Raw genomic sequence first — 25,218 nt, forward strand, 5'->3', positions numbered from 1 at the left:
CCCCTCGCCACAAATGCTTCCCTGACAGCCATAAAAAAGGGCCACCCGAAGGCAGCCCTTAAAAAACTAGAGAGGTTTTTTGCTTACACGGCCGCAACCGGGCGCATGTAAGAGATCGGTGCGGTACTGGCGTCTTCGAACGTCACCACTTCCCAAGCATCTTTCTGCTCAATCAACTTGCGCAGCAGTTGGTTGTTCAGTGCGTGGCCGGACTTGAAGCCCTTGAACTCACCAATCAGGCTATTGCCCAGCAGGTAGAGGTCGCCGATTGCATCGAGGATCTTGTGTTTGACGAATTCGTCTTCATAGCGAAGACCATCTTCGTTCAACACGCCATCAGAATCGACCACGATCGCGTTTTCAACACTGCCGCCGAGTGCGAGGTTGTGCTTGCGCAGGTACTCGATGTCACTCATGAAACCAAAGGTACGGGCGCGGCTGACTTCTTTTACAAACGAAGTGCTGGAAAAATCCACGCTTGCACTTTGGGTGCGGTCACGGAAAACCGGGTGATCGAAATCGATCTCGAAGCTAACCTTGAAACCATCGAAAGGAACGAAAGTGGCGCGCTTGTCGCCGTCTTCCACTGTCACTTCCCGCAGGATGCGGATGAATTTCTTGGCCGCCTCCTGCTCTTCCAGGCCAGCCGATTGAATCAGGAATACGAAGGGTCCGGCGCTGCCATCCATGATCGGGACTTCGGACGCGGAGAGCTCGACGTAGGCGTTATCGATGCCCAGGCCAGCCATGGCCGAGAGCAAATGCTCCACCGTGTCCACTTTGGTGTCACCGTTGACCAGAGTGGTCGACATGGTGGTTTCACCAACATTTTCCGCGCGAGCAGGAATCTGCACCACAGGGTCGAGGTCGGCACGACAAAACACAATGCCGGTGTCGACAGGCGCGGGTTTGAGGGTCAGGTAGACCTTCTCGCCTGAGTGCAGGCCGACACCTGTGGCACGGATAATATTCTTCAGGGTGCGTTGTTTAATCATGGCATGGGCCGCTTCAGCGCAAATTGCGAACTGGTATCAACAAAGGCTGGCGATGATAGCAGACCAGACCTTTGCTGAACACCAATCACCCGAATACCCCTGATACATTTCATCAATCGGCCTGACGACGCAGGAAGGCCGGGATATCCAGGTAGTCCAGATCGTCTTGCGGATTCATCTTCGCGGCAGCCGCAGCGCCGGCCTGGGCCTGGTTGCGCATGACGGTCGGACGGTCCAGGTCGCGGTAGTTCACCGCAGGCTGTTCCTGACGAACGGGAGCTTGCTGCTGTGGCTGCGAGGCCATTGTGGTCTGGACGGTGTTGTCGATCACCTTCATCGGCTTCTCGATTTTCGCACCCAGGCCGGTAGCAACCACGGTCACGTGCAGCTCGTCACGCATGTCCGGATCGATCACGGTGCCGACCTTGACCATTGCGTGGTCGGAAGCGAACGCTTCGATGATGCTACCCACGTCGGAGTACTCGCCCAGGGACAGGTCGGGACCTGCGGTGATGTTCACCAGGATGCCGCGGGCGCCCTGCAGGTTCACATCTTCGAGCAACGGGTTGCGGATGGCCGCTTCGGTGGCTTCACGAGCACGGTTCGGACCGCTGGCGCAGCCAGTGCCCATCATCGCCATGCCCATTTCGGACATCACGGTGCGTACGTCGGCGAAGTCGACGTTGATCATGCCCGGACGCTTGATGATGTCGGAGATACCGCGAACGGCACCGGCCAGTACGTCATCGGCCTTGGCGAAAGCCGACAGCAGGCTGGCGTCCTTACCGAGGATGGTCAGCAGTTTCTCGTTGGGAATGGTGATCAACGAGTCGACGCTGTCGCTCAGCGCGCGGATGCCTTCATCGGCAATCTGCATGCGCTTGCGGCCTTCGAACGGGAACGGACGGGTCACCACCGCAACGGTGAGGATACCCATTTCCTTGGCCACTTCGGCAATGATCGGCGCAGCACCGGTACCGGTACCACCGCCCATGCCTGTGGTGATGAACACCATGTTGGTGCCGGCCAGGACTTCAGCGATGCGCTCGCGGTCTTCAAGGGCAGCCTGACGGCCAACCTCGGGATTCGCGCCGGCACCCAGGCCCTTGGTCACACCGGTACCCAACTGCAGGATGGTCCGCGCGCCAATGTTCTTCAGCGCTTGAGCATCGGTGTTGGCGCAGATGAACTCGACGCCTTCAATGTTGCTCTTGACCATGTGGTTGACAGCGTTGCCGCCGCCACCGCCGACACCGATTACTTTGATAACCGGACTGGCGGGGATGTTGTCTACGAGTTCGAACATTTTCCCTCTCCTTACATTCTCTAGTTTTTTTCGCCTACTGCATTCCAGCTGCAAGTTGTTAGCTGCAAGCTGCAAGACCGAGGTCGCAAACTTGTCGCTTGAAGCTTGCTGCTTGAAGCTTTTTAAAAATTGCCCTTTACCCAGGCCTGGAGCCGCTCGAACAGCGGAGCCTTCGGCTCGTCGCTGCTGTAGCTGTCGCGGCTGCCGATCCCCGAAAAGGAGATCCCGTCAGACTGCTTCTGCAGGCCGTACATCAACAGGCCCACGCCTGTGGAATAGATCGGGTTGCGCACCACGTCATCCAGCCCCTTGACGCCATGCGGCACGCCCAGGCGTACCGGCATGTGGAAGATTTCCTCGGCCAGTTCGACCGCGCCTTCCATCTTCGACGTGCCGCCGGTCAATACGATGCCGGCCGGGATCAGGTCTTCGTAGCCGCTGCGACGCAGCTCGGCCTGGATCAGTGTGAACAGTTCGTCGTAGCGCGGCTCGACCACCTCGGCCAACGCCTGGCGGGACAGCTCGCGCGGGGGACGGTCGCCGACGCTCGGTACCTTGATGGTTTCACCGGCACCGGCCAGTTTCGCCAGGGCGCAGGCGTAGCGGATCTTGATTTCCTCCGCGTACTGGGTCGGGGTACGCAACGCCATGGCGATGTCGTTGGTCACCTGGTCACCGGCAATCGGGATCACCGCGGTGTGGCGAATGGCGCCTTCGGTGAAGATGGCGATGTCGGTGGTGCCGCCGCCGATGTCCACCAGGCACACGCCCAGCTCTTTCTCGTCGTCGGTCAGCACCGAGTAGGCCGAAGCCAGTTGCTCAAGGATGATGTCGTCGATTTCCAGGCCGCAACGGCGCACGCATTTCTCGATGTTCTGCGCAGCATTCACGGCGCAGGTGACCACGTGGACCTTGGCTTCCAGACGCACGCCGGACATGCCCAGGGGCTCACGCACGCCTTCCTGGTTGTCGATCACGTAATCCTGCGGCAGGGTGTGCAGCACCCGCTGGTCGGCCGGAATCGCCACAGCCTGGGCCGCATCGAGCACGCGCTCGAGGTCGGCAGAGCTGACTTCACGATCACGGATCGCGACGATACCGTGGGAATTCAGGCTGCGGATGTGATTACCCGCAACGCCGACGAACGCCGAGTGGATCCGGCAACCGGCCATCAGTTGCGCTTCTTCGATGGCGCGCTGGATCGATTGCACGGTGGACTCGATGTTCACCACCACACCTTTCTTCAGGCCACGGGACGGATGGGTTCCGATCCCGACGATGACCAGCGTGCCGTCGTCCGCGACCTCGCCTACCAGCGCAACCACTTTGGAAGTGCCGATATCCAGCCCGACGATCATTTTTCCGCTTTGCACGTTTGCCATGGGTCCTGCCTCTTCTTAATTCTTCGCGACGGCGGGTTGGGCCGTCGTGGGCGCTACCGGTTCCCGCCAGCCAACAGCAAGGCCATTGGCGTAGCGCAGATCGATGCGCGCGATGTTCGTAATCTGTTCTTTGAGCGTCTTGTCGTAGATGGCGATGAAACGGCGCATCTTTTCCACCAGGTTGCCGCGACCGAGCAACAACTCGATCCCCGGCCCCGAGCTGCCCGCGCCAGTGGTCAGGAACCAGCTGCCGCGTTCGCGCAATTCCAGGCGTGCGATGGAGAAGCCCAACGGCCGCAGCATCTGGCTCAACACCTGGTATTGCTGCATCACCTGCTGCTGGGCCCGCTGCGGGCCGAACAACTGTGGCAAATGTTCGTAGTTGGCCAGTTCCCGCGGCGTGAACGCCTGGCCCTGGTTGTTCAACAGCGACTCATCGCCCCAACGGGCCACCGGCAGTTGTTCTTCCAGGCGGATCGAGACCTGGTCGGGCCACACGCGCCGGACTTCGGCATGGGCAATCCAGGGCATTTGCTCCAGTTCCGTGCGCATGCCCGCCAGGTCGATGGTGAAGAAGCTCGACGCCACGAACGGGGCGATCCGCTGCTGCACCGCCTGCTGACTGATATAGCTGAGGTCACCCTGGACGTTGATCCGGGCGATCGGCCGGTCGGCATAAGGCAGTAAACGCTGGGCGCCCTCATACGTACCAAACCCCAACGCCACCAGCAGCACCGGCCAGAACAGGCTCTTGAGAAAACCAAAGTTGGCTTTCGGCAAGCGCGCCGACATCGGCTCTTTGGCCACCATTCGGCTGGCACCCCGCGGCACCGGCTTGCGACCGGGTGCGGATGGCTGATGACGAAGCGATGCGCCTTGCATGGCTTAACCTCTTGGCTCTTGATTGCCGAAACTGGCGGCCAGGATCGACAGCACCAGTTGCTGGAAATCCAGACCGGCGGCACGGGCCGCCATCGGTACCAGGCTGTGGTCGGTCATGCCGGGCGCGGTGTTGACTTCAAGGAACCAGAACTGCCCCTCGGCGTCCTGCATCACGTCCGCCCGTCCCCAACCGGCAATACCCAGCGCCTCACAGGCCTTGGCCGTGAGGTCCATCAGTTGTTTTTCCTTGGTGCTGTCCAGCCCGCAGGGAATGCGGTACTGGGTGTCATTGGCCACGTACTTGGCGTCGTAGTCGTAGAACGTGTGGGGCGTGCCCAGCGCAATCGGCGGCAACACCTGGTCACGCAGGGTGGCGATGGTGAACTCGGGACCGGTGATCCATTGCTCGACCAACACTTGCGAATCGTAGGAACTGGCGTCTTTCCATGCCGCGGTCAACTCAGGCAGCGAATTCACTTTCGCCATGCCGATACTTGAACCTTCATGGGCCGGTTTGACGATCAAAGGGAAGCCCAGTTCCGTGGCCGCCGAAATACAGTCGGCCTCGGACGCCAGCACGGCATGACGCGGCGTCGGAATGCCGAGGCTGTGCCAGACCTGCTTGGTGCGCAGTTTGTCCATCGCCAGCGCTGAAGCCAGGATGCCGCTGCCGGTGTAGGGAATGCCCAGGCACTCCAGCAGGCCTTGCATGCTGCCGTCTTCACCACCGCGACCATGGAGAATGATGAACGCACGGTCGATCTTTTCGCTCAGCAGGCGTTGCAGGAAGTCATCGCCCACGTCGATGCCGAATGCATCGACGCCGGCGCTTTGCAGGGCGTCGAGCACGGCCCTGCCAGACTTGAGGGACACCTCGCGCTCGGCACTCTTGCCACCGAACAGCACGGCGACGCGGCCGAAGGCTTTCGGGTCAAGGGTCGAAACCAGGTTGGCGTAGGCAGCAGTCATTTCAGTTTCCCCTCGCTGGAAGCCACGGTGGCACCGGCGAACAACGGACTTTTCAACAGTTTCGGAGCCAGGCCACCGATGTCACCGGCACCTTGGCACAACAGAATGTCACCGGCGCGCAGCAGCGGCTTGACCACCGGCGCGAGGTCCACGCCGCGGTCGATGTAGATCGGGTCCAGTTGACCGCGCTGACGGATGCTGTGGCACAACTGACGGCTGTCGGCGCCCGGGATCGGCTCTTCGCCGGCCGGATAGACTTCCATCAACAGCAGCACGTTGGCGTCGGCCAGCACCTGTACGAAGTCGTCGTACAGGTCGCGGGTGCGGCTGTAGCGGTGTGGCTGGTAGACCATCACCAGGCGGCGCTCCGGCCAACCACCCCGCACGGCCTTGATCACCGCCGCGACTTCGGTCGGGTGATGGCCGTAATCATCCACCAGCATCACGTTGCCGCCGTCCACCGGCAGCTCGCCATAGACCTGGAAGCGTCGACCCACGCCCTGGAATCCGGAGAGCCCCTGGACGATAGCTTCGTCGCTGACGCCTTCATCGGTGGCAATGCAGATGGTGGCCAGGGCGTTGAGCACGTTGTGGTTGCCCGGCATGTTCACCGACACATCCAGCGGCTCGCGGTCAGGCCGCAGTACGGTAAAGAACGTCTGCATGCCCTGCTGGCGCACATTGATGGCGCGCACATCGGCTTCTTCGCCGAAACCGTAGGTCACGGTCGGGCGCTTGATCAGCGGCAGGATTTCACGCACCACCGGGTCATCCATACACACCACCGCCAAACCGTAGAACGGCAGGTTGTGGAGGAACTCGACGAAGGTCTTCTTCAACTTGTTGAAGTCTCCGTCGTAGGTCGCCATATGGTCGGCGTCAATATTGGTGACCACGGCCACCAGCGGTTGCAGATGCAGAAAGCTCGCATCACTCTCGTCGGCTTCGGCGATCAGGTAGCGGCTGGTGCCCAGCTGGGCGTTGGTACCCGCGGCATTCAGACGACCGCCGATCACGAAGGTCGGATCCAGGCCGCCAGCGGCGAACACCGAGGCGATCAGGCTGGTGGTGGTGGTCTTGCCATGGGTGCCGGCTACGGCGATACCGTGGCGATAGCGCATCAGCTCGGCCAGCATCTCGGCACGTGGCACTACCGGAATACGGCGCTCCAGGGCGGTGGCGACTTCCGGGTTGGACGTGTTCACGGCACTGGAAACCACCAGCACGTCGGCATTGGCGGCGTTCTCGGCACGGTGGCCGATGAAGATCTGGGCGCCAAAGGATTCCAGGCGCTCGGTGACCGGCGAAGACTTCAGGTCGGAACCGGAGACCTGATAGCCCAGGTTCAGCAGCACCTCGGCGATCCCGCACATCCCTACGCCGCCGATACCGACGAAGTGGATACGGCGGATACGGCGCATCTCCGGCTGCGGCATGGCTTTGCGATTCTCAACCATGAGCCACCTCCAGGCAGGTATCGACCACTTGGGCCGTTGCATCGGGTTTGGCCAGGCGGCGCGCGGCGCGGGCCATGTCTTCAAGTCGTTGCGGTTGCATCAAGACCTCTGTCAGGCGGGCGGCAAGATCCGCGGCGCCGGTCGTTCTTTGCGGCAGCAGGAAGGCAGCGCCTTCGCGGGCCAAATAATCGGCATTGCGGGTCTGGTGATCATCGATGGCGTGGGGCAAGGGCACCAGCATCGAGGGCAGACCGGCGGCAGCCAGTTCACTGATGGTCAACGCGCCTGCGCGACAGATCACCAGGTCGGCCCAGCCATAGGCTTGGGCCATGTCTTTGATGAACGGCTGCACTTGCGCCTCGACGCCTGCGGCGTGGTAGCGCTTGGCGGTCACTTCATCGTGGTGCTTGCCGGCCTGATGAAAGACTTCCGGCCGCAGTTCGGAAGCGACCTGCGACAAGGCTTCGGGCAGCAATTTGTTCAACGGTTCTGCCCCCAGGCTCCCACCCAGGACCAGCAAACGCGCTTTGCGTCCGACCAGGGTCGGGCGCGGGGTATCGAGAAACAGCTCGGTACGCACCGGATTACCGGTGGTGCGGCGGCTGCCCGACAGGGTAAAGGTGTCGGGAAAGGCTTCACAGACCCGGGCGGCCAACGGCACCAGTAACCGATTGGCGGTACCGGCGACGGCGTTCTGCTCGTGAACGATCACCGGTACGCCGGCCAGTTTCGCTGCAAGACCGCCGGGACCGGTCACATAACCGCCGAACCCGACCACGCAGACCGGCCGCAACCGACGAATGATCGCCCGCGCCTGCCAGACCGACTTGAGCAGCATCAAGGGTGCCTTGAGCAAGGACAGTTTGCCTTTGCCCCGCAGGCCGCTGGCGTTGATCCGATGCAACTCCAGGCCCGCGCCTGGAACCAGTTCGTTCTCGATACCTCGTGGCGTACCCAGCCAGTGCACGGTGTAGCCGCGCGCCTGGAATTCCCGGGCGCAGGCCAGTGCCGGGAACACGTGCCCGCCGGTGCCGCCCGCCATGATCAGCACGTTAGCGCCCATGAGTCGGCTCCTCGGCGAAGTCGCTCTCCTGGAACTCCATCTCTTCGCTGCCCAGGTGGGTCCGGCTCTCCCACTCGATTCGCAACAACAGGCCGAGACAGGCACAACAGATCACCAGGGAACTGCCGCCATAACTGAGGAACGGCAGCGTCAGGCCCTTGGTCGGCAGCAGGCCGACGTTCACACCGATATTGATCAGGAACTGACCAATCCACAGGAACGACAGTCCATAGGCCACATAAGCGGCGAAGAACTGCTTGGCCTTTTCGGCCCACAAGCCGATGTACATGCCGCGTACACAGACGAATACGAACAGGGCCACGGTGCACAACGATCCCACCACACCCAGTTCTTCGGCCAGCACCGAGAACACGAAGTCGGTGTGGGCTTCCGGCAGGTAGAACTGTTTCTGCACGCTGTTGCCCAGACCAACGCCCAGCCATTCGCCGCGCCCGAAGGCGATCAGCGCCTGGGTCAACTGATAACCGGAACCGAACTGGTCGGCCCACGGGTCGGTAAAGGTGATCAGGCGCGCCATCCGATAGGGTTGCGCCTGCACCAGCACCGTCACGGCAGCCACCGCCAACACCACCATCAGGATGAAGCGGAACAGCCCGACCCCGCCCAGGAACAGCATTGCTGCCGCAGCCCCCATCATCACCACCGTGGCGCCGAAGTCTGGCTCCATCAGCAGCAGGCCCGCCATGGGCAGCAACACGATGAACGGCTTGAAGAAACCCATCCAGCTTTCGCGCACTTCTTTCTGGCGACGCACCAGATAACCGGCGAGGAAAAGCACCACAAACACCTTGGCGATTTCCGAAGGCTGCACGTTGAAGAAGCTGAAACCGATCCAGCGCATCGAGCCGTTGACCTCGCGGCCGATACCCGGCACCAGCACCATTACCAGCAGGCCGAAGGCACCGAGCAGCATCATCCAGCCCAGGCGCTGCCAGGTGGCGATCGGCACCATCATGGTGACGACGCAGGCACCCAGGCCGATCACCAGATAAATCAGGTGCCGGATCATGTGGTACAGGGTGTTGCCGGACTGCACCGCAGCCACTTCCGAAGACGCGGAAGTGATCATCACCAGACCCAGGCCCAGCAACGCCAGGCAACCGGCGAGCATCGGGAAATCCAGGTCGATGCCACGCCCGGTGATCAGCGGCGACGGATACGGTTTGATGACGTTTCTCAGGCTCATGCCAAGCCCTCCGCAGCACGGGCGAACAGTTGCCCGCGCTCTTCGTAGTTCTTGAACATGTCGAAACTGGCACAGGCAGGTGACAGCAGGACAGCATCGCCCGGTTGAGCGAGGGCACGGCATTGCTGCACGGCTTCGTCCAGCGAACCGACGCGAACCAGCGATACACCGTCGCCGATGGCCTCGGCGATCAACTCGCGGTCACGCCCCATCAGCACCACGGCGCGGCAGTTGGCGACAACCGGATCGCGCAGATCCTTGAAGTCGGCGCCCTTGCCGTCGCCACCAGCGATCAGCACAAGCTTGCCTTCGATGTCTGCGCCCAGGCCCTCGATGGCGGCCAACGCGGCCCCCACATTGGTGGCCTTGGAGTCGTTGTACCAGGCCACGCCATCCAGGTCGCGAACCCACTGGCAGCGATGTTCCAGACCGGCGAAGCTACGCAGCGCCGACAGCATGGCGTCGAACGGCAGGCCGACCGCATGCCCGAGGGCCAGAGCCGCCAACGCGTTGGCCTGGTTGTGGGCGCCACGGATCTTCAGCTCGCGCACCGGCATCAGGTTCTGGAATTCGAAGGCCAGGTATTTCTCGCCGTTCTCTTCACGCAACCCGAAGCCCTTGAAGTCCGGTACGCCCAAGCCGAAAGACCAGCACGGCATGCCCTCGCCCAGCAGCGGACGGGTCAGCGCATCCTGGCGGTTGAACACCACTTGCCGGGCACCCCGGAAAATCCGGTGCTTGGCCAGGTGATAAGCCGGCAGGCCGCTATAGCGGTCCATGTGGTCTTCGCTGATGTTCAGCACAGTCGCCACTTCGGCGCCGAGATGATCGGTGGTCTCAAGCTGGAAGCTCGACAGCTCCATCACGTACAGCTCGATGTCATCGCTGAGCAGGTCCAGCGCCGGCGTTCCGAGGTTACCGCCGACGGCAACCCGCTTGCCGGCGGCCGCGGCCATTTCGCCCACCAGGGTGGTCACGGTACTTTTCGCATTGGACCCGCTGATGGCAATGATCGGCGCCTTGGCATTACGCGCGAACAGCTCGATATCACCGGACAGTTTCACGCCACGGGCAGCAGCGGCCTGCAGGGCAGGCGTCGCCAGGGCCAGGCCGGGGCTTACGTAGAGCTCGTCGGCGCGGCACAGGAACTCGACGTCCAGCTCGCCACATCGCACGTCCACCTGCGGATAGTCACGACGCAGCGTGGCCAGTTCGGGCGGACTCTCCCGTGTATCGGCCACGGCAAACGACACGCCCCGGCTCGCCAGGAAGCGAACCAGGGACATGCCGCTCTTGCCGAGGCCGACAACAATGCGGAAGTGGTCAGAAGCGATCAGGGACACTCGTTCTACCTCAGCTTCAGGGTGGCAAGGCCGATCAGCACCAGAATCACGGTGATGATCCAGAAACGGACGATCACGCGCGGCTCAGGCCAGCCCTTGAGTTCAAAGTGGTGGTGGATCGGCGCCATGCGGAACACCCGGCGGCCGGTCAATTTAAAGGACGCAACCTGAATGACCACTGACAAGGTCTCCATCACGAACACACCGCCCATGATGAACAGGACGATTTCCTGGCGAACGATGACGGCGATGGTGCCCAGGGCCGCGCCCAGCGCCAGCGCGCCGACGTCACCCATGAAGACCTGGGCCGGGTAGGTGTTGAACCAGAGGAAACCCAGGCCGGCGCCGATCAATGCACCGCAGAACACGATCAGTTCACCCGCTCCGGGCACGTAGGGAATCAGCAGGTATTCGGCGAACTTCACGTTGCCCGACAGATAGCAGAAGATTCCCAGTGCGCCGCCGACCATGACCGTTGGCATGATCGCCAGGCCGTCGAGGCCGTCCGTTAGGTTGACCGCGTTGCTTGAACCGACGATCACCAGATAGGTCAGCACCACGAAGCCAGCACCCAGCGGGATGCTGTAGTCCTTGAGCATCGGCAGGATCAGGGTGGTTTCCACCGGCGAGGCGGCAGTCACATAAAGGAAGATCGCCGCGCCCAGGCCGAACACCGACTGCCAGAAATACTTCCAGCGGCTCGGCAGCCCCCGGGAATTCTTCTCGATGACCTTGCGGTAATCGTCAACCCAGCCGATGGCACCGAACAGCAGGGTCACCAGCAGCACGGTCCAGACGTAGCGGTTCGCCAGGTCGGCCCAGAGCAAGGTGCTGACGCCGATGGACGACAGGATCAACGCGCCCCCCATGGTGGGGGTGCCGGATTTGGACAGATGCGATTGCGGCCCGTCGTTACGCACCGACTGGCCGATTTGCAGGTTCTGCAGGGTGCGGATCATCCACGGGCCCAGGAACAGCGACAACGACAGCGCGGTCAACACACCCAGGATCCCGCGCAGGGTCAGGTATTGAAAGACCGCGAAGCCTTTGTAGAACTGTTGCAAGTACTCCGCCAGAAGCAGCAGCATCAATGTTTCTCCGTACGGGTGCCGCACAGCGCCGCGACGACGTTTTCCATCGCTGCACTACGAGAGCCCTTGATCAATAAGGTGGTGTTCGGGTCTTGCTCGGCACCCAGGGCCTGAATCAGGTCGGCCTGAGTGGTGAAATGCTGTGCGTGCTCGCCAAACGCGGCGACTGCATGGGCCATCATCGGGCCGACGGCATACAACGCATCGACCTTGCCACGGGCATAGGCACCGACGTCGTGGTGCCCCTGTTGCGCCCAGTCTCCCAATTCGCCGATATCCCCCAGCACCAGCACGGTGCGGCCGGAAAAACCGGCAAGGATATCCACCGCCGCGCACATTGACGTCGGGTTGGCGTTATAGGTGTCGTCGATCACCCGCATGCCGTTGCCGGCCAACTGTGCGACGGTGCGGCCCTTGACCGGTTGAACCGCGTTCAAGCCGGCGACAATACCCGGAAGGGACACGCCCAACGCATGGGCGGCGGCAGCGGCGGCCAGGGCATTGGCGACGTTATGGGTGCCGAGCAGGTTCAGTTGGACCCTCGCCGAACCGACGGGACTGTGCAGGTTGAACGCCGGGCAACCACGGGCATCGCGGTCCAGGTCGCTGGCGTAGAAGTTTGCGGCGAGGTTGCTCAGGGCAAACGTCAGCACCTTGCGCTCACCCGCCCGCGCCTTCCAGATTCCGAAAGCCTTGTCGTCGAGATTCAACACGGCGACGCCATCGGCATCCAGCCCTTCGATGATCTCGCCCTTGGCCTCGACGATTTTTTCCGGGCCGCCGAACTCGCCAACATGGGCGGTTCCGGCATTATTGAGCACGGCGACGCGAGGCTTGGTCATGCCCACGGTGTAGGCGATCTCGCCGAGCCGCGAGGCACCCAGCTCGATGACGGCGGCGCTGTGCTCCGGCGCCAGTTCGAGCAGGGTCAACGGCACGCCGAGGTCATTGTTCAGATTGCCCCGGGTTGCCAGCACCGAGCCACGGGTACGCAGGATACTGGCGAGCATCTCCTTGACCGTGGTCTTGCCGCTGGAGCCGGTGACGGCCGCGATCGGGTTGCCGAATGCCGCACGGTTCAGTGCGCCGAGCTGGCCCAGGGCCTGACGGGTATCGCCGACCAGCAGCTGTGGCAACGCGCTGCTGGGGACTTCGCGCTCGACCAATGCCGCGACCGCACCTTTGGCCGCCACCTCATCCAGGTAATCGTGGCCGTCAAAACGCGGTCCGGCCAAGGCGACGAACAGTTGTCCCGGAGCAATGGCCCGGCTGTCGATGCTGACACCGTCGAAACGGGCATCGGCCGCGATGAGGCGCGCATTCAGGGCGCCGGTCAGTTCGCTGAGCTTCAAGGCCTTAAGCATGGGCCAACTCCCAGGCGGTCAAGGCGTGATCGGCCTCGACCAGGTCGGAAAACCCATGGCGCACGCCGTTGATTTCCTGGTAGTCCTCGTGCCCCTTACCGGCCAGAACCACCACATCGTCCGCCGAAGCGCTGGCGATCAACTGGGCAATCGCCTGGCCGCGACCGGCGACGAAGGTCACTTTGTCCACCGCCGAAAACCCGGCGCGGATGTCGTCGAAAATCTGCAACGGATCTTCGCTACGTGGATTGTCATCAGTGACAAGCACGCCATCGGCCAGCCGCTCCACCACCTCGGCCATCAACGGACGCTTGCCGCGATCACGGTCGCCACCGCAGCCGAACAGGCAGAGCAATTTGCCCTTGGCGTGAGGCCGCAAGGCCATCAGCACTTTTTCCAGGGCATCGGGGGTGTGGGCGTAATCGACCACCACCAGCGGTTGAGTACCGCCACCCAAACGCTGCATGCGACCGGCCGGGCCTTCGAGCTTCGGCAGGACCCTGAGGATCTCATCCAGCGCATAGTCCATCCCCAGCAAGGCGCCGATGGCGGCCAACACGTTGCTCAGGTTGAAACGCCCCAGCAAAGTGCTGCGCAGATGATGCTCGCCCTGTGGCGTGACCAGCGTGGCCCGCACGCCCTCGTCGTCGAATTGCGCCTGACGTACATAAAGGTAAGCGCCGGCATCTTCGAGGCTGTAGGTGATCAACCGGGACTCGCCCTGATTGGCCGCCAATTGCCGGCCGAACTCATCGTCGAGGTTGATGACCCGACATTTCAGGTTGTTCCAGGCAAACAGCTTGGCCTTGGCTTCGCCATAGGCCTGCATGCTGCCGTGATAGTCCAGGTGATCCCTGGACAGATTGGTCAATACGGCAATGTCGAACGCCAGGGCGGTAACGCGACCCTGATCCAGGCCATGGGAGGAGACTTCCATCGCGACAGCCTTGGCGCCGGCCTTTTTCAGGTCGGCCAGGGTCGCCTGTACGGCAATCGGATTTGGCGTGGTGTGCAGGCCGCTCACCAGCGCGCCATGGAAACCGTTGCCCAGTGTCCCGACAACGCCGCAATGCTGCCCCAGCAGGTCCAGCGCCTGGGCGACCAGTTGGGTGACGCTGGTCTTGCCGTTGGTGCCGGTCACGCCAATCAGGTTCAGGTGACGGCTCGGCTCGCCATAAAAGCGCCCGGCGATGTCGGATAGCTGCGCCGCGAGGCCCTTGACCGGAATCAGCGGCACATCGGTGATCGGAAGTACGGTCGCGCCTTCCACTTCATACGCCACGGCAGCCGCGCCGCGTTTCAAGGCATCGGCGATGTGGGCACGGCCATCGTACCGAGCGCCCGGCACGGCCAGGAACAGGTCCCCGGCACGGACGTTGCGGCTGTCCAGGGCCAGTTCGCGAATCAGCAGATCGTGACCGGCATGGGCAAAAATCTTGTTCAGGCTCAGGGACATCAGCCACGCCCTCCATCAGCTTTCAAAGGGACGACCGGTGCGGTGCTCGCCTGCTGCGTAGGCGGCAGGTTATCCGGGGTGACGTTCATCAGGCGCAGGGTGCCCGACATGACCTTGCTGAATACTGGCGCCGAGACCAGGCCACCGAAGTAGCCCGCCTTGCTTGGCTCGTCGATGACCACCACGATGGCGTAGCGCGGGTCACTCATCGGGCCGAAGCCGGCGAACAGCGAACGGTAGGAGTTTTCGGCATAGCCCTTGGTGCCCACGGAGGTCTTGCGGGCCGTACCCGATTTGCCTGCGACGTGATAGGCCGGCACCTGGGCGCGGAAGACCCCGCGCGGCGCCTCGATCACTTGCTGCAACATGCCCTGCATGGTCTTGGCGACGTTCTCGGGGATCACCTGGGTGGTCTGTGGCGGCTTGTCGATTTTGATCAGGGTCAGCGGCGCGATGCGGCCGTTGTTGGCCAACGCGGAAAACGCATGGACCAGCTGGATAGCCGTCACGGAGACACCGTAGCCGTAGGACAGGGTTGCCGTCTCGGCCTTGCGCCACTCGCGGTAGTTCGGCAGGTTGCCGACACGCTCGCCAGGGAAGCCCAGGCCCGTATCCTGGCCGAGACCGATCTTCTGCGCCAGACGATAGATCGTCTCGCCGCCGATGTCGAAGGCGATCTTGCTCATGCCCACGTTACTGGAATTGATCAGAATGCCGGTCAGGTCGAGCACCGGACCCTCGCTCCTGGACACGTCGCGAATGGTGTACTTGCCGATCTGCAAGGTCCCCGGATACACCTCGACGGTGTCGCTCGGTTTCCAGCGTCCGGTTTCCAGCGCGGCGGCCATGGAAACCGCCTTCATGGTCGAGCCGGGTTCGAACACGTCGATCATCGCGCGGTTACGCATCATCGCCGGCTGCAGGTTGCGACGGTTGTTCGGGTTGTAGGTCGGCTGGTTGACCATCGCCAGGATTTCACCAGTCTTCACATCCATGATCACCAGGCTGCCGGCCTTGGCACCATTCTCGACAATGGCATTGCGCAGCTCGCGGTTGGCCAGGTATTGCAGGCGCAGGTCAATGGACAACGCCAAGGGCTTGCCGGCCTTGGCGTTTTTGGTGACCTGGACATCCTTGATCAGCCTGCCGCGCCGATCCTTGATGACCTGACGCTTGCCCGGGACTCCGGCCAGCCATTCGTCATAGGCCAGCTCTATGCCTTCGCGCCCCCGGTCATCGATGTCGGTAAAACCGACCATGTGGGCCGTGACTTCACCGGCCGGGTAAAACCGCCGGAACTCTTCGATGCCATAGACACCCGGAATCTTCAGGTCGAGCACGCTCTGGCCCTGCTCGGGCGTCAACCCGCGCACCAGATAGATGAATTCTTTATTGGCCTGGGCTTCAAGACGTTCGGCCAGGGCCTTCGGGTCCTGCCCGAGGGCGGCGGCCAGTGCTGGCCACTTTTCCTTGGCCTGTTGCATTTCCTTGGCGTTGGCCCACAGGGTGGTCACCGGGGTGCTCACCGCCAACGGTTCGCCATTGCGGTCGGTGATCAGGCCACGGTGCGCCGGGATCGGAATATGCCGCATACTACGAGCATCGCCCTGCTCCTTGAGGAAGTCGCGGTCGACGACCTGCAGGTCGATGATACGCCAGGAAATTGCCGCCACCATGATCCCGAGCAAACCCAGGACCAGGCGGAACCGCCACGGAAACAGCGCGCCGTCGAGCTTCATCATGGCGCCACCATCTGTACTTCAGCAGCATTCGGAATACGCATCTTCAACTGTTCGGTGGCCAATACTTCGATGCGGCTGTGGGCAGTCCAGGTGCTCTGTTCCAGGATCAACCGACCCCATTCGGCCTGTGCCTTGTCGCGCACGCTCAGTTCGTTATAAAGCGTGTTGAGCAGTTGCCGGTTCCAGTGCGCGCTATAGGACACGCCGATGGCCGACACGAGCACGCCGATAAACAGCAGCAGCATGAAAAAGCTGCCGCCCGGCAGGGGCTTGGCAAAGAGCCTGCTCACCGCAACTTCTCCGCAACACGCATGACGGCGCTACGGGCGCGGGGGTTGGCCTTTAGCTCCGCCTCAGAGGCGAACTGCGCCTTGCCGTGAATCTTGATTTTCGGCACGAAGGCCTCGAAGCGCACCGGCAGGTTGCGCGGCAGATTATCGGCTTCGCCCTTGGTGAGCTTGCGCATGAACAGCTTGACGATACGGTCTTCCAGGGAATGGAAGCTGATCACCACCAGGCGACCGCCGATCTCCAGCGCGTCCAGGGCGGCATCAAGGCCAGCCTCGAGGTCGCCCAGTTCATTATTGACGTGGATGCGCAAACCCTGGAAAGCACGGGTCGCCGGGTTCTTGCCCTTCTCCCATGCCGGGTTGGCGACTTTCAACACCTCGGCCAGGTCGCCGGTGCGCTCGAATGGCCTGATGTCGCGGCGCTCCACAACGGCGCGCGCCATGCGCCCGGAGAAACGCTCTTCGCCGTACTCCTTGAAGACACGGGCGATCTCTTCCACCGGGGCAGTGTTGACGAATTCGGCGGCGCTGATTCCGCGAGACGGATCCATGCGCATGTCCAGCGGGCCATCATTGAGGAAGCTGAAGCCGCGCTCGGGATCGTCCAGCTGTGGCGAAGAGACGCCCAGGTCGAGCAGGATCCCGCTGACCTTGCCGGCCAGGCCACGCTCGGCGACCTCCGCCCCCAGCTCCGCAAAGCTGCGCTGCACAATGACAAAGCGGCCGTCTTCGGCCGCCAGCGCTTGCCCTGTGGCAATCGCTTGAGGATCCTTGTCGAATCCCAGCAGCCGGCCATCCGGACTGAGCTGGCTGAGAATCAACCGGCTGTGTCCACCGCGCCCGAACGTACCGTCCAGATAGCAGCCATCAGGACGTACGGCGAGGGCTTCAACGGCCTCGTCAAGCAGTACGGTGATGTGGTTAAAGCCGCTATTTATAGTCACAGGATCAAATCACGCAGTTCATCGGGCATGGCACCCGGTTGTTGAATAGCAGCAAGGTCGGCGGCGGAAACCGCGTTCCAGGCATCTTCGTCCCACAGTTGGAACTTGTTCAGTTGGCCCACCAGCATCGCGCGCTTGTCCAGCTTGGCGTATTCGCGAAGGCGCGGCGGAACCAGGAAACGACCACTGCCATCGAGCTCCAGGTCGACGGCATTACCGATCAGCAAACGTTGCAGGCGGCGGTTTTCTTCACGCAGCGAAGGCAGTGCGCGCAGTTTGGTTTCGATGATCTCCCACTCATCCAGCGGGTACACACATAGGCAAGGGTCAACGGCATCGATCGTGACGATCAACTGACCGGAGCTACGCGAAACGAGCTCGTCACGGTACCGGCTCGGCATGGCGAGACGGCCCTTTGCATCGAGACTGATAGCGTTGGCTCCGCGAAACACGTCAGCGTTTCTCCAAAATCGAGCGTTTTACGTCCAAAAAACCCACTTTATGCCACTTTCCTCCACTCGCGCACACTATAGGAATGCGCCCACTGCACCGTCAAGGCGCGGATTGAAGGAAAAGCCTTATAGATCGGAGATTTAGGAGCGTTTGAGGAGGGACAACAAGAATCTGACGTAGGATTTTTCACCTCAACCCGAGCAGCCACAGGAAGCTGCGCTCACAAGTTAAAGTGATTTGTTAAGAGTAAGATTTTTTTGGTCTTAGGAATTGCGCCTGCCAGTGATTTCGGCAGGAAGGGAAAAGGTGGAGAGTCGATCTGTAAGCCGGGTTCTGTCTTGAACAGTCATTCGTCTACGATGGCCATCACTGGACATCTTTAGCAACCTACCCGGTCCCAGCGCGGGCCACGCCTTGGGACCCTATTTGGTCTTGCTCCAAGTGGGGTTTACCTAGCCACGAACTGTTGCCAGCCGTGCGGTGCGCTCTTACCGCACCTTTTCACCCTTACCGGCGCCGAAACGCTTAGGCGGTTATTTTCTGTGGCACTTTCCGTAGGCTCACGCCTCCCAGGCATTACCTGGCACTTCGCCCTATGGAGCCCGGACTTTCCTCCCCCCCCTAATTCTCATAGAGGGCAGCGACTGTCCGATCGACTCTCCGCCGCGAAGGTTAACGGCAGAGCGCCTGAAGAACAAGCGCTAAAAGCCCGGCTGTCCGGTTTTACCGGGTCTTCTGCCGATCCAGCGCGACCTGATACAACACGTTCTTGCGCTCGCCGGTGATTTGCGCAGCCAGGGCGGCCGCACGCTTGAGCGGCATTTCATCAAGCAGCAGATCCAGGATGCGCATCGCTTCACTGCTGACAGCCTCCTCACTGTCTGGCGCGGTCCACCCCGCCACCAACACGACACATTCGCCACGCTGCTGGTTGCTGTCGCTCTCGACGAAAGCCCGCAACTGCGCCAGCGGCAGTCCCTTGAGGGTTTCGAAGGTCTTGGTCAGCTCACGCGCCAGGAGCGCCGGACGCTCGGGACCGAACACCAGCTCCATGTCTTGCAGGCACTCAAGGATGCGGTGCGGCGCCTCGTAGAAGATCAGGGTTCGCGGCTCTTCCTTTATAGACTCCAGACGCGCCCGACGCCCCACGGCCTTGGCCGGCAGAAAGCCTTCGAAGATGAAGCGATCCGATGGCAACCCGGCCGCGGACAATGCGGCGATCAAGGCACAGGCGCCCGGCACCGGCACCACGCTGATGCCCGCGGCGCGGGCCTGCCGCACCAAATGGTAGCCGGGGTCGGAAATCAATGGCGTGCCCGCATCGGAGATCAGCGCGACGTCATCACCCGCCAGCAAGCGCGTGATGAAACGACTGCCCTCGTCCCGCTCATTATGTTCGTGGCAAGCAGCCAGCGGCGTGGAGATACCGAAATGCTGCAGCAGTCGCTGGGAATGGCGAGTGTCTTCAGCCGCGATCAGGGCGACCTCCCGCAAGATCTTCAGCGCCCGGGCGCTGATATCGTCCAGGTTGCCGATGGGCGTCGCCACCACATAAAGCGAGCCCGTAGCGGAATTCAAAGCACCTGGAGCAGTCAAAACGCACACCTCACAATCGGTAAAACCGCCATTGTAGCGTGTGCCGGTCCCAGCCGTTCACATCATCCCCTCGCCACAGGCTCAGTGTCACTTCCTGAGTGAACGACGCTTTGTGCTGCACCACAACATTTGAACCATCTAAATTGATCGATTCACGCCACTGACATCGCGCCCCGGCCAGCGCTTGGGTACAATTCGACGCTAATTTGATCTCGTATCAGGACATTTACATGATCGCTTGCCTGCGGCTGTTCTCCGCCCTCTGCCTCGCCGCCCTTCTCGCGGCCTGCGCCAGCTCGCCCTCTTCCAGCCTTGGCGAACTCCCCCGGACCCCGGATGCCAGTATCGAGCAACTGCTCGAACAGGCCGCCCAAAGCAAGACCCCGGAAAAGGCCGCCCTGCTTCGCCTGAGCGCGGCAGACCTGGCCTACCGCCAGGGCAATGCCGGGCAGTCCGCACAGATCCTGCAACAAGTGCCACTGGCACAGCTCAAGCCCGGCCAGCAGATTTTCGCCAGCACCTTGGCGGCGGAACTGGCAATGACGCGCAATCAGCCCAAGGCAGCGCTGACCGCCCTGAGCCACCCCAGCCTGCAGCATCTGAGCGAAATGCCGGTGGATCAGCAGGTCCGCACCGGGACCGTCCACGCCCGCGCCCTTGAAGCCGATGGCCAGACCCTGGCGGCCGCAAAGGAACGCATCTTCATTGCCCCCCTGCTCGAGAACGAAGCCGCCGCCAAAAACCACGAGGCGATCTGGTCCCTGATTGCCTCGCTGCCCACCGATCAATTGCAACCGACCACCACCGACGACCTCGGTGGCTGGCTGAGCCTGGCCCGTGCCGTGAAAACCGCCGGCACCCTGGAACAGCAACAAGCGGCCATCGACCATTGGCGGGAACAGAACCCGAAGCATCCGGCCGCCCTCCAACTGCCGACGCCCCTGGTCAAGCTCAAGGCACTGGCGAGCCAGCCACTGAGCAAGATCGCCCTGCTGCTGCCCCAGAACGGGCAACTGGCCACGGTCGCCAAAGCCCTGCGTGACGGCTTCATGGCATCGCACTATCAGGCCCAGCAGGCCGGACAGAACCCACCGAGCATCCAGTTCTACGACAGCTCGAACCTGACCTCCATGGACGAGTTCTATCGCAAGGCCCAGGCCGACGGCGTGCAACTGGTGGTCGGCCCCCTGGAAAAGCCACTGGTCAAACAGATCAGTACACGTACGCAGCTGCCGATCACCACCCTGGCGCTGAACTACAGCGAAGGCGAGCAAGGCCCACCCCAGCTGTTCCAGTTTGGCCTGGCGCCCGAGGATGAAGCCCGCGAAGTCGCCCGCCGCGCCCGTGCCGACGGCTTGCATCGCGCGGCAGTCATGGTGCCGAAAGGTGAATGGGGTGATCGTGTACTGAAAGCCTTCAGCCAGGACTGGCAAGCCACCGGCGGCACCATCCTCGCCATCGAACGCGTCGACCAGCCAGTGCAACTGGCCCAGCAGATCGCCGACATGTTCCAGTTGCGCCAGAGCGAAGGTCGCGCCAGGAACCTGCAGAACACCGTAGGCACCACGGTCGCAGCCCAACCTTCCCGTCGCCAGGACATCGAATTCATCTTCCTGGCCTCGACCCCGCAGCAGGCCCAGCAGATCAAACCGACCCTGAACTTCCAGTATGCCGGGGACGTGCCGGTCTACGCGACGTCCCAGGTGTTCAGCGCCAGCGGCGACCAGAACCAGTACAACGACATGAACGGCATTCGCTTCTGCGAAACCCCGTGGCTGCTCGATGCCAACGACCCGCTGCGCAAACAGGTCACGGCCCAATGGCCACAAGCTGCCGGCAGTCTGGGCCGGCTGTATGCGATGGGGGCCGATGCCTATCGCCTGGCACCGCGCCTGGGCCAGCTCAAAACACTGCCGGACAGCCGCATCGAAGGCCTGTCAGGCAGCCTGGCAGTGTCCCGGTCCCAACGGGTTCAACGTCAATTGCCTTGGGCCGAGTTCGTCAACGGCCAGGTACAGCGCCTGCCGGACACCCAGCGCTGATGCCCGAACGATCACGCCAGCAAAGCGGACGGGATGCCGAGGGCCAGGCCCTCGCGCATCTCCAGCAGCAAGGTCTGCGCCTGGTGGCGCAGAACTGGTTGTGTAAACGCGGCGAGCTTGATCTGGTCATGCTTGACGGCGATACAGTAGTATTCATCGAAGTCCGCTACAGAAAAAATACCCAATGGGGTGGCGCGCTCGATAGCATCGACGAGCGCAAGCGCCAGAAACTGATTTTCGCCGCGCAGTATTTCCTGCAAAGCGAATCTCGCTGGGCTGATCACCCCTGCCGTTTCGACGTGGTCGCCATCGACAGCAATGCCGATCAGTTGAATTGGCTGCAAAACGCCTTCGACAGCTGAACGTCTACTTCCATGACGAACCGGGCCGGACACCCTCACTCAACTTTTGCTCTTTGCTTTGCGCGCCGCACACGTTTGTGCCGATAAGTCGCGCTACTTAAGGTCACACAGATGGACATGCAATCGCGAATTCGCCAGCTTTTTCAGGCCAGTATCGACACCAAGCAACAGGCGATGGACGTACTTGCACCCTACATCGAGCAAGCCAGCCAAGTGATGGTCAACGCCCTGCTCAACGAGGGCAAGATGCTCTCGTGTGGCAATGGTGGCTCTGCCGGAGACGCCCAGCACTTCTCGTCCGAACTGCTCAACCGCTTCGAACGCGAACGCCCGAGCCTGCCAGCCATTGCGCTGACCACCGACAGCTCGACGATCACCTCGATTGCCAACGACTACAGCTACAACGAAGTCTTCTCCAAACAGATCCGCGCACTGGGCCAACCCGGCGACGTGCTGCTGGCGATTTCCACCAGCGGCAACTCGGCCAATATTATTCAGGCGATCCAGGCCGCACATGATCGCGAAATGATTGTCGTAGCATTGACCGGGCGTGACGGCGGCGGCATGGCTTCACTGCTGCTGCCTGAAGATGTCGAGATCCGCGTACCGGCCAAAGTTACCGCACGTATCCAGGAAGTCCACCTGCTGGCGATCCACTGTCTCTGCGACTTGATCGACAGCCAAATATTCGGGAGTGAAGAATGACCCCTAATCGCCTGGGCCTTCTGGCCCTGACCCTGTGCCTCGGTATCAGCGGCTGCACATCGGTGGTTAATGCCAGCCGGGAAAAGCCGATCGAAGACGACCGCGGCACCCGCACCTTCGGCAGCAAGATCGACGACTCCCTGATCGAAACCAAAGTCGGTGTGAACATCGCCAAGGCCGACCCGGACCTGGACAATAATTCGCACATCGTCGTCACCAGCTTCAACGGTGTCGTACTGCTGGCGGGCCAGACCCCACGGGAAGACCTCAAGGCCAAGGCCGAGCAAGAGGCCAGTGCCGTACAACGGGTCAAGACCGTGCATAACGAATTGCAGGTCCTGCAACCGTCCTCACTGCTGGCGCGTCAGAACGATGCCTGGCTGACCACCAAGATCAAAACTCAGATGCTGACCGATGCCAGCATTCCCGGCTCGCGTATCAAGGTTGTGACCGAGAATGGCATCGTTTACCTGCTGGGCCTGTTGACCAAGAAGGAGGCTGCTCAGGCGACCAATCTGGTGCAGGGGGTGTCCGGGGTGCAGAAGATCGTGAAGTTGTTTGAGTATATTGACTGAGGGTAGTTGCGGTTCTTGATGCTGCTGGAAAACGGCGCTTCTTCATATAGGGAGCGCCGTTTTTTTTGATTGGTTGGTGTGTATATCCGTTTGTGCGGTGATGGCTACTTGGCGGTTCCGCCCTTACGGCGGGTCACTTTTGAAAAGGCGCCAAAAGTAACCAAAAGCGCCTCGCCCCACCACTGGGCACCTCGCCAAGGCTCGGTGTTCCCTCACTCCGGCCCTTGTGGTTAATGGGGCGCCTAAGATCAAAAGCAAAAGCAAAAGCAAAGCAAGGCGGCCTGGCAGCCGACTTGTCTCTAGGGCTGCACCTCAATCCAACTGTGGGAGCGAGCCTGCTCGCGATTGCGATGTGTCAACCAACATCAATGCTGCTGACCTGACGCCATCGCGAGCAGGCTCGCTCCCACAATTGATCGGGGACAGCCGGAAAAGACAAGTCGGCTGCCAGGTCGCCTCGCGAGCAAGCTTTGCTCCTACAAGTGGATTCAGGTTCAGCCGGAAAAGCCAGACCGCCTCGCTTTGGCTTTGGCTTTTGATCTTAGATGCCCCGTAAACCACAAGGGCCGAACGCAGGCGTTGCGCAGTGGGCATCACGGCATGGATGCCGGGATAGCCGCGCTGGGCCATGAATGGCCCTTCGCGGCGGGCCCACGGAGCAATGCCGGAGCGAGGGAACACCGAGCCTTGGCGAGGTGCCCAGTGGTGGGGCAAAGACTTTTTGGTTACTTTTGGGGCGCTTGCCAAAAGTGACCCGCCGTAAGGGCGGAACCATAAGCAGCCATTACCAAAGAAACGGATATGTACACTAATCCTTACTTCACCACCTTAAGACTAGGCCGACCACTAGGCCGCGGCGGCTCATCATCCGGTGGCGGCAGGTCATCATCCACCTCGTACTCTTCCTCGCCATCCATCGGCGTTTCCAGCTCAAACACCATGCCCTGGCCATTCTCCCGGGCATAAATCCCCAGGATCGAAGCAATAGGCACATACAGCGTGTGGGGCACACCGCCGAAGCGGCCTTCGAAGCTCACGGCATCGTTGTCCATATGCAGATGGCGTACGGCTGCCGGCGATACGTTCAGGACAATCTGCCCGTCATTGGCAAACCCCTGCGGAACCTGTACCGATGGATACTCGGCATTGACCAGCATGTGCGGGGTGCAATCATTGTCCACAATCCACTCGTAGAGCGCGCGGACCAGATAAGGTCGACTGGAGTTCATAGCGGCTCCCTAAGCCTTAGCGCATGTCGCGTTCGACACCAGACAGACTCGCCTGGAAAGTCTCACGCGCAAATTGGCGCTCCATATAATCAAGCAGCGGCTTGGCTGGCCGCGGCAATTCGATACCCAGAATCGGCAAACGCCAGAGTATGGGCAATAGGCAGCAATCCACCAGACTTTGTTCCTCACTGAGGAAAAACGGCTTATCGATGAACAGCGGCGATACGCCTGTCAGGCTTTCACGCAATTCCTTGCGCGCCACGACCCGCGCCGGCTCCTTGGTCCGCGAATCCAGGATCAGATCCACCAACCCGCACCAATCACGCTGAATGCGATGGATCAGCAGGCGGCTGTTGGCACGCGCCACAGGGTATACCGGCAGCAAGGGCGGATGCGGGTAGCGCTCATCCAGGTATTCCATCACCACCGTCGACTCCCACAATGCCAGGTCACGATCGACCAGCGTGGGCAGGCTGCCATAGGGGTTCACTTCAATCAGCTTCGGCGGCTGACGGCCAGCCTCAACGTAGATGATCTCGGCGCTGACACCCTTTTCAGCCAGTACGATACGTACCCGGTGGGAATAGTGGTCGGCGGGGTCGGAGTAACAGGCCAACCGATTGGTCACGCCCATGGCGATCCTCCTCGCTTGTTGAAATTTTAGAAAGAAAAACAAGCGCGCCCAGAGGGCGTCTCCCGTAACACCTGGCTTACCAGGCTCGTTACACCTTCAGAGACGCCCTTGGGCGCGCACGATTAACAGCA

At 61.6% G+C, this 25,218-nt stretch carries 23 protein-coding genes and 1 other RNA gene; 4 read left to right on the forward strand and 20 right to left on the reverse strand.

The window, feature by feature from the left end:
* Positions 1-83: 83 nt before the first annotated feature.
* The 18 genes from lpxC to rsmI form a co-directional block, all read right to left on the reverse strand.
* Positions 84-995 (reverse strand): UDP-3-O-acyl-N-acetylglucosamine deacetylase, encoded by a 912-nt coding sequence (gene lpxC / locus QZH45_RS24845; protein ID WP_024781281.1) that lies wholly within the window; start codon positions 993-995, stop codon positions 84-86.
* A 112-nt stretch (positions 996-1,107) separates the two neighbouring features.
* Entirely contained in the window at positions 1,108-2,301 is a 1,194-nt protein-coding gene (ftsZ, locus tag QZH45_RS24850; RefSeq protein ID WP_024781280.1) for a cell division protein FtsZ, read from the reverse strand.
* 122 nt (positions 2,302-2,423) lie between these two features.
* The gene (gene ftsA / locus QZH45_RS24855; protein WP_003205342.1) at positions 2,424-3,683 is read right to left on the reverse strand and encodes a cell division protein FtsA; all 1,260 of its coding nucleotides are present in this window, start codon (positions 3,681-3,683) and stop codon (positions 2,424-2,426) included.
* 15 nt (positions 3,684-3,698) lie between these two features.
* The gene (locus tag QZH45_RS24860; protein WP_024781279.1) at positions 3,699-4,565 is read right to left on the reverse strand and encodes a cell division protein FtsQ/DivIB; all 867 of its coding nucleotides are present in this window, start codon (positions 4,563-4,565) and stop codon (positions 3,699-3,701) included.
* A 3-nt stretch (positions 4,566-4,568) separates the two neighbouring features.
* On the reverse strand, positions 4,569-5,534 hold the full coding sequence (locus tag QZH45_RS24865; RefSeq protein WP_055135909.1) for a D-alanine--D-alanine ligase: 966 nt from the start codon (positions 5,532-5,534) through the stop codon (positions 4,569-4,571).
* On the reverse strand, positions 5,531-6,991 hold the full coding sequence (gene murC, locus QZH45_RS24870; RefSeq protein WP_024781277.1) for a UDP-N-acetylmuramate--L-alanine ligase: 1,461 nt from the start codon (positions 6,989-6,991) through the stop codon (positions 5,531-5,533). The genes QZH45_RS24865 and murC overlap by 4 nt, the downstream gene beginning before the upstream one ends.
* Positions 6,984-8,054: an undecaprenyldiphospho-muramoylpentapeptide beta-N-acetylglucosaminyltransferase gene (murG, locus tag QZH45_RS24875; RefSeq protein WP_024781276.1), complete on the reverse strand. Its 1,071-nt coding sequence runs from the start codon at positions 8,052-8,054 to the stop codon at positions 6,984-6,986. Before murG ends, murC begins: the two co-directional genes overlap by 8 nt.
* Positions 8,044-9,261: a putative lipid II flippase FtsW gene (gene ftsW / locus QZH45_RS24880; RefSeq protein WP_024781275.1), complete on the reverse strand. Its 1,218-nt coding sequence runs from the start codon at positions 9,259-9,261 to the stop codon at positions 8,044-8,046. Before ftsW ends, murG begins: the two co-directional genes overlap by 11 nt.
* A complete protein-coding gene (gene murD, locus QZH45_RS24885; protein WP_055135908.1) occupies positions 9,258-10,604 on the reverse strand; it encodes a UDP-N-acetylmuramoyl-L-alanine--D-glutamate ligase in 1,347 nt (448 codons plus the stop codon). The genes ftsW and murD overlap by 4 nt, the downstream gene beginning before the upstream one ends.
* Before the next feature lie 5 nt (positions 10,605-10,609).
* Positions 10,610-11,692 (reverse strand): phospho-N-acetylmuramoyl-pentapeptide-transferase, encoded by a 1,083-nt coding sequence (mraY, locus tag QZH45_RS24890; RefSeq protein WP_024781273.1) that lies wholly within the window; start codon positions 11,690-11,692, stop codon positions 10,610-10,612.
* Complete coding sequence (locus QZH45_RS24895; protein ID WP_024781272.1) at positions 11,692-13,059, reverse strand: UDP-N-acetylmuramoyl-tripeptide--D-alanyl-D-alanine ligase; 1,368 nt, start codon at positions 13,057-13,059, stop codon at positions 11,692-11,694. Before QZH45_RS24895 ends, mraY begins: the two co-directional genes overlap by 1 nt.
* The gene (locus tag QZH45_RS24900) at positions 13,052-14,515 is read right to left on the reverse strand and encodes a UDP-N-acetylmuramoyl-L-alanyl-D-glutamate--2,6-diaminopimelate ligase (protein WP_069018324.1); all 1,464 of its coding nucleotides are present in this window, start codon (positions 14,513-14,515) and stop codon (positions 13,052-13,054) included. Before QZH45_RS24900 ends, QZH45_RS24895 begins: the two co-directional genes overlap by 8 nt.
* Complete coding sequence (locus QZH45_RS24905; RefSeq protein ID WP_167355744.1) at positions 14,515-16,254, reverse strand: peptidoglycan D,D-transpeptidase FtsI family protein; 1,740 nt, start codon at positions 16,252-16,254, stop codon at positions 14,515-14,517. Before QZH45_RS24905 ends, QZH45_RS24900 begins: the two co-directional genes overlap by 1 nt.
* Positions 16,254-16,547, reverse strand: a complete 294-nt coding sequence (gene ftsL, locus QZH45_RS24910) for a cell division protein FtsL (protein ID WP_024781269.1) — start codon at positions 16,545-16,547, stop codon at positions 16,254-16,256. The genes QZH45_RS24905 and ftsL overlap by 1 nt, the downstream gene beginning before the upstream one ends.
* Entirely contained in the window at positions 16,544-17,491 is a 948-nt protein-coding gene (gene rsmH / locus QZH45_RS24915; RefSeq protein WP_024781268.1) for a 16S rRNA (cytosine(1402)-N(4))-methyltransferase RsmH, read from the reverse strand. Before rsmH ends, ftsL begins: the two co-directional genes overlap by 4 nt.
* The gene (gene mraZ / locus QZH45_RS24920; protein WP_003205355.1) at positions 17,488-17,943 is read right to left on the reverse strand and encodes a division/cell wall cluster transcriptional repressor MraZ; all 456 of its coding nucleotides are present in this window, start codon (positions 17,941-17,943) and stop codon (positions 17,488-17,490) included. Before mraZ ends, rsmH begins: the two co-directional genes overlap by 4 nt.
* Positions 17,944-18,250: 307 nt before the next feature.
* Positions 18,251-18,604: RNase P RNA component class A (rnpB, locus tag QZH45_RS24925), an RNA gene on the reverse strand.
* 63 nt (positions 18,605-18,667) lie between these two features.
* Positions 18,668-19,540 (reverse strand): 16S rRNA (cytidine(1402)-2'-O)-methyltransferase, encoded by an 873-nt coding sequence (gene rsmI / locus QZH45_RS24930; protein WP_053194335.1) that lies wholly within the window; start codon positions 19,538-19,540, stop codon positions 18,668-18,670.
* Positions 19,541-19,770: 230 nt separating this feature from the next.
* Here rsmI and QZH45_RS24935 point away from each other — a divergent pair, with 230 nt between their 5' ends.
* The 4 genes from QZH45_RS24935 (at position 19,771) to QZH45_RS24950 (ending at position 23,224) form a co-directional block, all read left to right on the forward strand.
* A complete protein-coding gene (locus QZH45_RS24935; RefSeq protein ID WP_053194336.1) occupies positions 19,771-21,582 on the forward strand; it encodes a penicillin-binding protein activator in 1,812 nt (603 codons plus the stop codon).
* A complete protein-coding gene (locus tag QZH45_RS24940; RefSeq protein WP_024781265.1) occupies positions 21,582-21,944 on the forward strand; it encodes a YraN family protein in 363 nt (120 codons plus the stop codon). Before QZH45_RS24935 ends, QZH45_RS24940 begins: the two co-directional genes overlap by 1 nt.
* Positions 21,945-22,055: 111 nt before the next feature.
* Positions 22,056-22,649: a phosphoheptose isomerase gene (locus QZH45_RS24945; protein ID WP_024781264.1), complete on the forward strand. Its 594-nt coding sequence runs from the start codon at positions 22,056-22,058 to the stop codon at positions 22,647-22,649.
* Positions 22,646-23,224, forward strand: coding sequence for a BON domain-containing protein (locus QZH45_RS24950; RefSeq protein WP_024781263.1), 579 nt, complete (start codon positions 22,646-22,648; stop codon positions 23,222-23,224). Before QZH45_RS24945 ends, QZH45_RS24950 begins: the two co-directional genes overlap by 4 nt.
* 815 nt (positions 23,225-24,039) lie before the next feature.
* Here QZH45_RS24950 and QZH45_RS24955 read toward each other — a convergent pair.
* Positions 24,040-24,453 carry a ClpXP protease specificity-enhancing factor gene (locus QZH45_RS24955; protein WP_024781105.1) on the reverse strand — a complete coding sequence of 138 codons (414 nt, stop codon included), beginning with the start codon at positions 24,451-24,453 and terminating at the stop codon, positions 24,040-24,042.
* Between the two features lie 16 nt (positions 24,454-24,469).
* Positions 24,470-25,087 (reverse strand): glutathione S-transferase N-terminal domain-containing protein, encoded by a 618-nt coding sequence (locus tag QZH45_RS24960; RefSeq protein WP_024781106.1) that lies wholly within the window; start codon positions 25,085-25,087, stop codon positions 24,470-24,472.
* Positions 25,088-25,218 lie beyond the last annotated feature (131 nt).

Source organism: Pseudomonas corrugata (genome assembly GCF_050920615.1).
In the GTDB taxonomy this organism is placed as follows: domain Bacteria; phylum Pseudomonadota; class Gammaproteobacteria; order Pseudomonadales; family Pseudomonadaceae; genus Aquipseudomonas; species Aquipseudomonas corrugata.